The sequence below is a fragment of the Polaromonas sp. genome (genome assembly GCF_041689105.1).
GTDB lineage: Bacteria > Pseudomonadota > Gammaproteobacteria > Burkholderiales > Burkholderiaceae_C > Polaromonas.
Window position 1 is genome coordinate 1 of record NZ_JBDNGU010000188.1, and the last position, 10,476, is coordinate 10,476.

Consider the following 10,476-nt stretch of genomic DNA (forward strand, 5'->3'; position numbering starts at 1 on the left):
GCGATCGCTTTCATGGTGGCCGCTGCGCGGGCGCCGGAGTCGCGCAGGGATTCACCCACGGTCACGTTCAGAATCTGTTTGCTGGTCGTCATTGCATGGCCTCCACGTCGCGGAGAAAGTCCGCCATCAGGGTTTCAATATCTACAAACTTGTACAGCAGCTCGCGTTGCCCCAGGTGTTTGTGGTCGCCTTTACCGCGCTCGTTGTCGTAGCCCAGCACACGTGTGCCGTCACGTACGTACACCAGCCGGTATTTGAAGGAATGCTCCGATGGTGGCACGGGTTCAAGCACCTGCCACACCACCACCTCAACGATGCCGCCTGAATGAACTGAACGGGTTCTGAAAAGGAGGACGGCCTCGGGCAAATGGCACATGCATATGGCATGTGGCATGTGGCATGTGGCATGTGGCATTGTTCGCCATACCTATATGGTTTGTCAAGCCATAGTCTTGCGTTTTTCCCAGGTGACGACAGCTACTGCTGCTGTGGGGCAGGATGCCCCTGAACAAGGCACTAACTACAACCCGGCAGGCAGAGGATCCACAATGCGAATTTCCGAGCCGTCGACAAAGGTGACGTACCAGAACTCGGGTGTGGTCGGCAGGTTGGGGCGGAGGTAGCTGACATTGGCCGACGAGATGTAGACCGTGCTGGCACCGTCATCGGGCGGCGGCGAGAGGTAGTGGCGTTTGGCGGCCACCAAGCCGCCCAGTTCGGTGACCACGGTGCCGATGGATTCGGTCACGGCGTTGATCGCCGAACCCTGTCCCATCATGTGGATGGTGGTCTGGCCGACCAGGTCGGGCCGGGAGGCTTCGACGTAGCGGACGGCGTGGGTGCCGATGCGCAGATCATCCGGCGCGGCCGGGTCGGTGGCCTTGTTGAACCAGATAAACGGCATGCCGGCTTTTCTTCCCGCATTGCGGGTCAGGACACGGGCACTTCCTTGTGTTCGCTCATGTCTTTCGGGCGGTCGCCTGTCACGGCCGATTTGGCCATCTTGAACAATTGCGTGACCTTGCTGTCCTTGGCGTTCCAGTATTCGGCGTGCGTGATCTTCACCTCCACCAGTTGCAGGTCGGGATCGTTGACACCGCCGGGAAACCAGGCTTTCGTGAACGTGTTGAACAAGCGCTCCGTGGTGGCCTGGTCGTCGGACAGGGTGGCCTTTCCGGCGATGGAGACGTAGTTGTCATCGCTGGTGTCAGCGTAAGCGACATTGACGTTGGCGTCGTGGCCCAGACTTGAGGCCATTTCACCTTTCTTCGAGATAAAAAAGTAAAGCGTCGAGTTTTCGTCGATGGACTGGTTTTGCGTGGTCAGCGGGTGGCTTTGCAGGCTGCCGTCGCCATGGCGGTGCGTCAGCATGCCGAATTTGATGTCCTTGATCAGGTCCCAAAGGGTCTCGTGGTCTTGGCGGGGAGGGGTGCTTGTCATGAAGGGATCTCCGGTTATGAATGGTCAATCCTTCACTCTAGACGTTCGTGCAGGCGCGCTTCATCGGAAGCTGGCCCCTTTGCCTGTCAGCCAGCACCGACAAGCGCGGCTTGCCTGGCTGGGTCGTCCACCGGCAGCTTCAGCATGAAATATGTCATCAGCCCTTATCCAGCGAGCGTAAGCAGCTATTTATTTGATAGCAATCAGGCAAGCCTGCACGTTCAGAGCTGTGTGCTCAGCGCGCGCAGTGCCTGCGCGGTGAAGTCGTCCGCCGGGAAAAAGGTTTCCATGGCCAGCTCTTGCAGTGTCACGTCCACCGGTGTGCCGAAGATGGTGGTGGTGCTGATGAAGCTCAACACACCGTTCGGGGTGCTGAAGCGAAACGGCATGACCACGCCCAGGTGTTCGCCGTCCAGGTGCAGGTCGCCCGCGCCCTTGACCTGCGGATAGGCGCGCAGTTCCTCCAGCAGCGCCACCAGCACCGGGTCCGCGGTGGCCGCAATCTGCTGGCGCAGGCGCTCGAACAGGTGGTTGCGCCACTGCACGAGGTTGACGATCTTGCTGGCCAGGCCGCGTGGGTGCAGGCTCAGGCGCAGTACATTGATGGGTCCCTGTAGCAACTTAGGGTCCGCGCCCGCCAGCAGGTGCGGCACCATGCGGTTGGCCGCCACCAGGTTCCAGTGCCGGTCAAGGGCCAGGGCAGGGTAGGGCTCGTGGCTTTTGAGGATCAGCTCGACCGCCTGCCGCGCAGAAGCCAGCGCCGGGTCGTCCAGAGTCCGCTCGCGGTACATGGGTGCGTAACCGGCCGCGACCAGCAGGGTGTTGCGCTCACGCAGCGGGATGTTGAGGCGCTCCGACAGGCGCAGCACCATCTCGCGGCTTGGCACCGAGCGCCCGGTCTCGACAAAGCTCAGGTGGCGGGTGGAAATGTCAGCCTCGCTGGCGAGGTCCAGCTGGCTCAGGCGCCGGTGCTGGCGCCAGTGGCGCAGGTGCTCGCCAAAGGGTTGTGGGCTGGCGTGCGACGGCCGGGCGGGGGGATGAAGGCTTGCATTCATGGCGTCATCGTAAATCCAGCGCGGCCATGGCGCCATTACCTGCGGGGTTATCGACCGGCTGCAGCCCTGCGGGAATGATTGCCCCCATAGCCGCAACGATGGATAGCCGCTGCGGCATCCCCTCCCCGCTATCCCATTTCAAGGAGCCTGCCATGTCAGTCATGAATTCATTGTCTTCCCTTGCCGCCTCTCCCCTGTTCCTGCGCCGCGTGTTGTGGCTGGACGCCACCACAGGTGGCGTCACCGGTCTGCTGCAGTTGCTGCTGGCCGATCAGCTGGCTGCCGTGCTGGGTCTGCCCGTGAGCTTGCTGGTGGCCTCGGGTTGGGTCATTTTCGGCTACGTTGCGCTGATTGCGTTCATCGCGACCCGTCCATTCATTGCGCACGCGGGGGTCTGGCTGCTGATTGCGGCCAACGGCCTGTGGGTGCTGGGCTGCCTGGTGCTGCTGTTTGGCGGCATGGTTGCACCGACGCTCCTCGGCAAGGGCTTCATTGCGGTGCAGGCGGTGGTTGTGGGGCTGCTGGCCGAGCTGCAGTGGGTCGGCCTGCGCAGGGCCGCGGCGCGACCGGCCTGGTAAGGCACGCAAGGCCGGCCGCTGGGGCGTTTCTTGTATGCTGTGTGATCTGGCGCCCGGCCTGGGCCGCCAGATTGACTCCCTTCTTCCCAAGAAAGCCTTTTCCATGACACGCGTTTTCAATTTCAGCGCCGGCCCGGCGACCCTCCCCGAACCCGTGCTGCGCCAGGCCGCCGCCGAAATGCTCGATTGGAACGGTTCCGGCATGTCGGTGATGGAAATGAGCCACCGCGGCAAGGAGTTCATTTCCATCCACGCGCAGGCCGAAGCCGACCTGCGCGAGTTGCTGTCCGTTCCGGCCAACTACAAGGTGCTGTTTTTGCAGGGTGGCGGGCTGGGGCAAAACGCCATCGTGCCTATGAACCTTCTGCGCGGCCATGCCGGCGCGGACTTTATCAACACCGGTGAGTGGATGAAAAAAACCATCAAGGAAGCAAAAAACTACTGCAAGGTCAACGTCGCCGCCACCTCGGAAGCCAACGGTTTTACCAGCGTGCCGAAGTTCGAGACCTGGAAGCTGGACCCCGATGCGGCCTATGTGCACATCTGCTCCAATGAAACCATAGGCGGCGTCGAATACCACTGGACACCCGATACCGGCGTCGTGCCTCTGGTGGCTGACATGTCGTCCAACATCCTGTCGCGCCCTGTGGATGTCAGCCGCTACGGACTGATTTACGCCGGCGCCCAGAAAAACATCGGCCCCTCGGGCCTGACGCTGGTGATTGTTCGCGACGACCTGATCGGCCAGGCCATCCCGCACACCCCCTTTGTTTTTGACTACAAGCAGCAGGCCGACAACGACTCGATGTACAACACGCCGCCGACCTACGCGATTTACATCGCCGGCCTGGTGTTCAAGCACATTCTGGCGCTGGGTGGTCTCAAGGCCATGGAAGTACGCAACCGGGCCAAGGCCGCGCTGCTGTACGACTACCTGGACGCTACCTCGTTTTACAGCAACCCGATTGCCCGTGAAGACCGCTCGCTGATGAACGTGCCGTTCAAGCTGAAGGACGAATCGCTGGATGAAGCTTTTTTAAAGGGTGCTCAGGCGCGCGGCATGTTTCAGCTCAAGGGCCACCGCTCGGTGGGCGGCATGCGCGCGTCGATCTACAACGCCATGCCGGTCGAGGGGGTGCAGGCCCTGGTGGGCTACATGAAAGAGTTTGAGGCCAGCCATGGCTGAGCCCGGCTTGCCGGCGCAGCGCTTTGAAATTCTGGTGCTCAATCAGATCTCTGCCAACGGCCTCAAGCGCCTGCCGGCGGGGCGCTACAGCACCGGCAAGGACCTCGCCCGTCCGGACGCCGTGCTGGTGCGGTCAGCCGACCTGCATGCGCTGGCGATTGCAGACAGCGTGCAGGCCATCGCCCGCGCCGGCGCCGGCACCAACAACATTCCGGTGGCGGCGATGAGCGCGCGCGGCGTGCCGGTGTTTAATGCGCCGGGCGCCAACGCCAACGCCGTCAAGGAGCTGGTGCTCACCGGCATGCTGCTGGCCGCGCGCAACATCGCGCCAGCGCTGCGGTTTGTCGGCGGCCTGGACCCCGCCATGGCCGACATGGACAAGGCGGTTGAGGACGGCAAGAAGAACTTCGCCGGTTTCGAGCTGGCCGGCCATACCCTGGGCGTGGTCGGGCTGGGCCGGGTCGGCTGTCTGGTGGCCGATGCGGCCATCAAGCTGGGCATGCAGGTGCTGGGCTACGACCCGGACATCACCGTGGACGCCGCCTGGAGCCTGCCGGCCCAGGTCAGAAAGGCGGCCAGCGTGGCGGACGTTCTGAAAAACGCCGACTTCGTGAGTCTGCATGTGCCCCTGGTGGCGGCCACACGCGATATGGTCAACGCCGACAACCTCAAGCTCATGCGGCCGGGCGCTGTGCTGCTCAATTTCTCGCGCGAAGGTGTGGTGAGCGAAAGCGCCGTGCTGGCGGCGTTGGATGCGAAACAGCTGCGTGCCTACGTCTGCGACTTTCCGTCGCCGGCGCTGAACCACCACGCGGGCGTGATTGCCCTTCCGCACCTGGGTGCCTCCACCCGCGAGGCCGAGGAAAACTGCGCCATCATGGTCGCCGAGCAATTGCGCGACTACCTGGAGCACGGCAATGTGGTCAATGCGGTCAACTTTCCGGCCGTGGTGATGGCGCGCGAGTCGGCGCACCGGGTGGCGATCGCCAATGCCAATGTGCCCAACATGCTGGGGCAGATCTCCACCGCCATGGCCCAGGCCGGCCTGAACATCCACAACATGGTCAACAAGTCGCGCGGCGACATGGCCTACACGCTGGTCGATGTGGAGAGCCCGGTCAGCGAAGCCGTGCTGGACCAGCTGCGCGCCATCGACGGCGTGCTGGCCGTGCGTTATCTGCCCGATTCCGGGTTTTAGCCTGCGGGCGGACTGCTTCGGTTGTCAAGTCCTACAGACATTGCTGTGAAGGCTTGTAGGATGTTGCAATAGCATCAATCCACAAGAGATAGGAGTTCGCCATGGCCCACGCGTTTGCCAGCACCCTGAAAACCTTTAAAACCGCCTCGGGTAAAACCGGCAAGTTTCACTCCTTGCCGGCCCTGGCCAAACAGTTCCCCAAAGTGTCCCGCCTGCCGGTGTCCATGCGCATCGTGCTGGAGTCGGTGCTGCGCAACTGCGACGGCAAGAAGGTCAATGCCGACCATGTGCGGCAACTGGCCAACTGGGTCCCCAACGCCGATCGCACCGAAGAAATCCCGTTTGTCGTCTCGCGCGTGGTGCTGCAGGACTTCACCGGCGTGCCGTTGCTGGCCGACCTGGCCGCGATGCGTTCGGTGGCCGTCAAACTCGGCAAAAACCCCAAGCGCATCGAGCCGCTGGTGCCGGTGGACCTGGTAGTAGACCACTCCATCATGGTGGACTACTACGGCAAGAAAAACTCGCTGGACCTGAACATGAAGCTGGAGTTCCAGCGCAACCGCGAGCGCTACGAGTTCATGAAATGGGGCATGCACGCCTTCGACACCTTTCGCGTCGTGCCGCCGGGCTTCGGAATTGTCCACCAGGTCAACCTGGAGTATTTAGCCCGTGGGGTGCACAAGACGGACGGCGGTATGTATTACCCCGACACCCTGGTCGGCACCGACAGCCACACCACCATGATCAACGGCATTGGCGTAGTCGGCTGGGGCGTGGGCGGCATCGAGGCCGAGGCCGCCATGCTGGGCCAGCCGGTCTACATGCTCATGCCCGATGTGGTCGGTTTCGAGTTGACGGGCCGCCTGCGCGAAGGCGTGACCGCCACCGACCTGGTGCTGCGCGTCACCGAACAGTTGCGCAAGGAAAAAGTGGTCGGCAAGTTTGTCGAGTTTTTTGGCGAAGGCACACGCACGCTGGCCCTGCCGGACCGTGCGACGATTGCCAACATGGCGCCCGAATACGGCGCGACCATGGGCTTTTTTCCGGTTGATGAAAAAACCATCGAGTACTTCACTGGCACCGGCCGCACCAAGGGTGAGATCGAGGCTTTTGAAGCCTACTTCCGCGCGCAGGGCCTGTTTGGCGTGGCCAAGGCCGGTGAGATTGATTATTCGCAGGTGGTCCAGCTTGATTTGGGCGATGTGACGCCCAGCCTGGCTGGCCCCAAGCGACCGCAGGACCGCATCGAGCTGGGCCAGGTGGCCAGCCAGTTCGCCTCGCTGTTCAGCAAGCCCAACGCGGAAAACGGCTTCAACCAGCCGGCGGCCACGCTGCGCACGCGCCACCTGCTGCAGTGCAACGACCCCGGTACCGCTGATACCTCGCCCGGTGCGCCTCCCGTACCGGCCGGCGCGCCGCGCATGGAGATGGAAATGGAGGGCAACCGCCCGACATTGGCCACAGCCCATGCCGATGTGCTGACGCCTGCACCCGGGACCAGGGCAGGCGGCATCAGCATCGGCAACGGCGATGTGCTGATCGCGGCGATCACCAGTTGCACCAACACCTCCAACCCCAGCGTTCTGCTGGCGGCCGGCCTGCTTGCCAAAAAAGCCGTGGAAGCCGGCCTGAAGGTACAGCCGCACATCAAGACCTCGCTGGCGCCGGGCTCGCGCATCGTCACCGAGTACCTCACCCAGACCGGCCTGTTGCCCTACCTGGAGAAACTCGGCTTTGCGCTGGCCGGTTACGGCTGCACCACCTGCATCGGCAATTCCGGCGACCTGACGCCGGAGATCAACGAGGCCATCGCTGGCAGCGACCTGGTCTGCGCGGCCGTGCTGTCGGGCAACCGTAATTTCGAGGCGCGCATTCATCCCAACTTGAAGGCCAACTTCCTGGCCAGCCCGCCGCTGGTGGTGGCTTATGCCATTGCCGGTACCGTGCTGCGTGATCTGATGACCGAGCCGGTCGGCAAGGGCAAAGGCGGCAAAGACGTTTACCTTGGCGACATCTGGCCGACAAGCGACGAGATCTACAAACTCATGAAGTTCGCCATGAATGGCAAGGCCTTCCGCGAGAACTACGCCAAGGTCAAGAGCGAACCCGGCAAGCTCTGGGAAAACATCAAGGGCGTCGCAGGCACCAGCTACACCTGGCCCAAAAGCACCTACATTGCCGAGCCGCCTTTCTTCAATGATTTTGCTATGGAAACCATAGCCGACAGACCTCGCCAGAAGGGGGCTGCAGGCCAGAATAATGCTGCAGCCGTGAAGGGGGCGCGCATCATGGCGCTGTTCGGCGACTCGATCACCACCGACCATATTTCGCCGGCCGGATCGATCAAACGCAGCTCGCCCGCGGGGCAGTGGCTACTGGCGCACGGCGTGCAGAAGGCCGACTTCAACAGCTACGGCGCGCGTCGCGGCAACCATGAGGTGATGATGCGCGGCACCTTCGCCAATGTGCGCATCAAGAACCTGATGATCCCGGCTGGCCCCGACGGCTCGCGCGAAGAGGGGGGCGTCACGCTGTTCCAGCCTGGCGGCGAAAAAATGTTCATCTACGACGCCGCCATGTGCTACCTGGCGAAAAGCACCGCTACGGTGGTGTTTGCCGGTGAAGAATACGGCACCGGCTCCTCCCGCGACTGGGCGGCCAAGGGCACGCAGTTGCTGGGCATCAAGGCCGTGGTGGCGCGCAGCTTCGAGCGCATCCACCGCAGCAACCTGGTCGGCATGGGCGTGTTGCCGCTGCAGTTCAAGCCCGGCGACTCCTGGCAGACACTGGGCTTGAGTGGCAACGAGGTGATTGACGTAGTGCCCGACCCCGATCTCAAGCCGCAAAGCGAAGCGACGCTGACGGTGACCCGCGCAGACGGTACGCAGAAAAAGCTGCAGCTGATCCTGCGCATTGACACACCTATCGAGGTGGACTACTACCGCCATGGTGGCATCCTGCCTTTTGTGCTCAGGCAGCTGCTGGCTGCATGACCCAGCAGGCGCTGATCGCCGGCGGCGGCATAGGCGGTCTGGCGGCCGCGCTGGCCACAGCGCGCGCCGGCTGGGGCGTGCGGCTGTACGAACGTGCGCCTTTTTTTAGCGAAGTCGGCGCCGGCATCCAGCTCGGCCCCAATGTCGTCAGGGTGCTGCATGACTGGGGGCTGGCCAACGGTCTGGCCCGCGTGGCCGCATTCCCGCGGCAACTCACGGTACGCAGCGCGACCTCGGGCGACACGCTGGGCCGGCTGCGGCTGGGCGAGACCATGGCCAAGCGTTATGGCGCCCCGTATGCCACGGTGCACCGGGCCGACCTGCATGCCCTGTTGCTCGATGCGGTGCGGCAAGCCGGCGTCACGCTCAGGCTGAACCACACCCTGAGCCGGTTTTCACAGGATGCGAACGCTGTGACGGTGCAAAGTGGCGACGACCCCCCCGTGGAGGCTGAAGTGCTGGTGGGTGCCGACGGTTTGTGGAGCCCGGTGCGTCAGTGGCTGCTGGGTGACGGGCCACCCCGCAGTACCGGCCACCTCGCCTACCGCGCGCTGGTGCGGCAGGCCGAGCTGCCGCAAGCGCTGCGCTCCACCGATGTGAGCGCCTGGCTGGGTCCACGCCTGCATGTGGTTCAGTACCCGGTGCACGGTGGCGAGTGGCTCAACGTCGTGGCCATCGTGCACGGCGAGGCTCCCGGCGATCTGGACAACTGGGACCGCGGCACCGAAGCGCAGGACCTTCTTGCGGCGCTGTCGGGCGCCTGCGTGCCGCTGCAAAACCTGGTGCGTGCGGTTCCTGCCTGGCGCCTGTGGGCGCTGTGCGACCGACCGCCCATGCAGGGGGCGTACCAGCACGCGCTGGGCCGCGTGGCCCTGCTCGGCGACGCGGCGCATCCGATGCGCCCTTACCTGGCCCAAGGGGCGGGCATGGCCATTGAAGACGCCGCTGAACTCGGCCGCGTGCTGGCGCAGGCGCTGGACCCCGCGCTGGATGTGCCGACCATGCTGAACCGCTACGCGCTGAACCGCTGGCAGCGCAATGCGCGGGTACAGGCGAGGGCCATCCGAAATGGGCAGATTTTTCATGCGGACGGGGTGGTGCGGTGGGGCCGGGATCTCTCGATGAGACTGCTCGGTGAACGCTTGCTCGATATGCCCTGGCTGTATGGCGGCCCTTGATTTGCTATTGAATTAATAGAGAAAATCTTCGTCGAGTTGTCATCCCGGACTTGATCCGGGATCCATAGCTGCCAACTACCGAAGGTGTTTTGGCGTAAGTGGTCTGCCAGCAAGCCGGGGTTTGCCCGGCGGCAACTCACTTTCGTTTTGCGTCGCCAAAAAGAAAGTAAGCAAAGAAAAAGGCGACCCGATGGTCTGGGTCCCTTCGCTTCGCTGCGGGCAGCCTGCGGTGCTCACCGAAAACGGGGTCGAGCTCGAACTCGGCTTCGCCTCAAACAATCGCTCGTCCTGACCCACTGTCGGCTGCGCTCCTCGGCCCAGCCCGACGGGTGGGGGTGACGAATTCGGATTCGGATTCGGAAAGACGATGACCCGCTTTGCGCGTCATCGTCAGAGTGCATGCGCCGATCAAGTTGACCATCTGGGCCGGTCATTGATGACCATAAAGAAGGACATTTCTGGTGTTGCCCAAAATGTTTATACGGGGTTTGAGTACGCAGCAGACTTTGGGCTGATGGTTAGAAAATTCCGCTTTGCTGCGAAAGCGGAATTTGCTAAACGGTGAAAGCAGTCGTTCGGCACATCGTCCCAGGATCAGGTTTAACGTCAGAGTCAAGCCGGCCCAAAGCGGGGCGGCGACTGCGTGCTAGCGTAGCGTAGGCACGAAGGCGCTGCCACGATTTGGGCTCGGCTTGAACGAATGGTTAGGCAATGGCAGCCAGTTAAGGCAGCGGACCAATCTTGGAAAGCCATGACGCTTTTGCCTGGATCGCAGTCCAAACCGCGTTGATGCCGAACAGAGCAATGAGCAAACCCGCTCCAATGCGGAAAAATGGATCAACAACTCC

General features: G+C 62.9%; 11 protein-coding genes. 6 read left to right on the forward strand and 5 right to left on the reverse strand.

The annotated features are described in order from the left end of the window. Positions 1–88: 88 nt before the first annotated feature. The 5 genes from ACESMT_RS18805 to ACESMT_RS18825 all read right to left on the reverse strand — a co-directional run bounded on the left by ACESMT_RS18805 (position 89) and on the right by ACESMT_RS18825 (position 2,658). Positions 89–376, reverse strand: a complete 288-nt coding sequence (locus tag ACESMT_RS18805; protein ID WP_372828121.1) for a DUF6516 family protein — start codon at positions 374–376, stop codon at positions 89–91. Between the two features lie 144 nt (positions 377–520). Then, on the reverse strand, positions 521–904 hold the full coding sequence (locus tag ACESMT_RS18810) for a hypothetical protein (protein WP_372828122.1): 384 nt from the start codon (positions 902–904) through the stop codon (positions 521–523). A gap of 26 nt (positions 905–930) precedes the next feature. Next, positions 931–1,440, reverse strand: a complete 510-nt coding sequence (locus tag ACESMT_RS18815) for a pyridoxamine 5'-phosphate oxidase family protein (RefSeq protein ID WP_372828123.1) — start codon at positions 1,438–1,440, stop codon at positions 931–933. 221 nt (positions 1,441–1,661) lie between these two features. Next, positions 1,662–2,495 carry a helix-turn-helix domain-containing protein gene (locus ACESMT_RS18820; RefSeq protein ID WP_372828124.1) on the reverse strand — a complete coding sequence of 278 codons (834 nt, stop codon included), beginning with the start codon at positions 2,493–2,495 and terminating at the stop codon, positions 1,662–1,664. A gap of 4 nt (positions 2,496–2,499) precedes the next feature. Beyond that, on the reverse strand, positions 2,500–2,658 hold the full coding sequence (locus ACESMT_RS18825; RefSeq protein ID WP_372828125.1) for a hypothetical protein: 159 nt from the start codon (positions 2,656–2,658) through the stop codon (positions 2,500–2,502). Here ACESMT_RS18825 and ACESMT_RS18830 point away from each other — a divergent pair. The 6 genes from ACESMT_RS18830 to ACESMT_RS18855 all read left to right on the forward strand — a co-directional run bounded on the left by ACESMT_RS18830 (position 2,648) and on the right by ACESMT_RS18855 (position 10,193). Next, positions 2,648–3,073: a hypothetical protein gene (locus tag ACESMT_RS18830; RefSeq protein WP_372828126.1), complete on the forward strand. Its 426-nt coding sequence runs from the start codon at positions 2,648–2,650 to the stop codon at positions 3,071–3,073. The genes ACESMT_RS18825 and ACESMT_RS18830 overlap by 11 nt on opposite strands. A 103-nt stretch (positions 3,074–3,176) precedes the next feature. Further along, positions 3,177–4,259, forward strand: coding sequence for a 3-phosphoserine/phosphohydroxythreonine transaminase (serC, locus tag ACESMT_RS18835; protein ID WP_372828127.1), 1,083 nt, complete (start codon positions 3,177–3,179; stop codon positions 4,257–4,259). Further along, positions 4,252–5,457, forward strand: a complete 1,206-nt coding sequence (locus tag ACESMT_RS18840) for a phosphoglycerate dehydrogenase (RefSeq protein ID WP_372828128.1) — start codon at positions 4,252–4,254, stop codon at positions 5,455–5,457. Before serC ends, ACESMT_RS18840 begins: the two co-directional genes overlap by 8 nt. Before the next feature lie 101 nt (positions 5,458–5,558). Continuing rightward, positions 5,559–8,450, forward strand: coding sequence for an aconitate hydratase (locus ACESMT_RS18845; RefSeq protein ID WP_372828129.1), 2,892 nt, complete (start codon positions 5,559–5,561; stop codon positions 8,448–8,450). Next, positions 8,447–9,628, forward strand: coding sequence for an FAD-dependent monooxygenase (locus ACESMT_RS18850; RefSeq protein WP_372828130.1), 1,182 nt, complete (start codon positions 8,447–8,449; stop codon positions 9,626–9,628). Before ACESMT_RS18845 ends, ACESMT_RS18850 begins: the two co-directional genes overlap by 4 nt. Before the next feature lie 367 nt (positions 9,629–9,995). Further along, positions 9,996–10,193: a hypothetical protein gene (locus tag ACESMT_RS18855; RefSeq protein WP_372828131.1), complete on the forward strand. Its 198-nt coding sequence runs from the start codon at positions 9,996–9,998 to the stop codon at positions 10,191–10,193. Positions 10,194–10,476 lie beyond the last annotated feature (283 nt).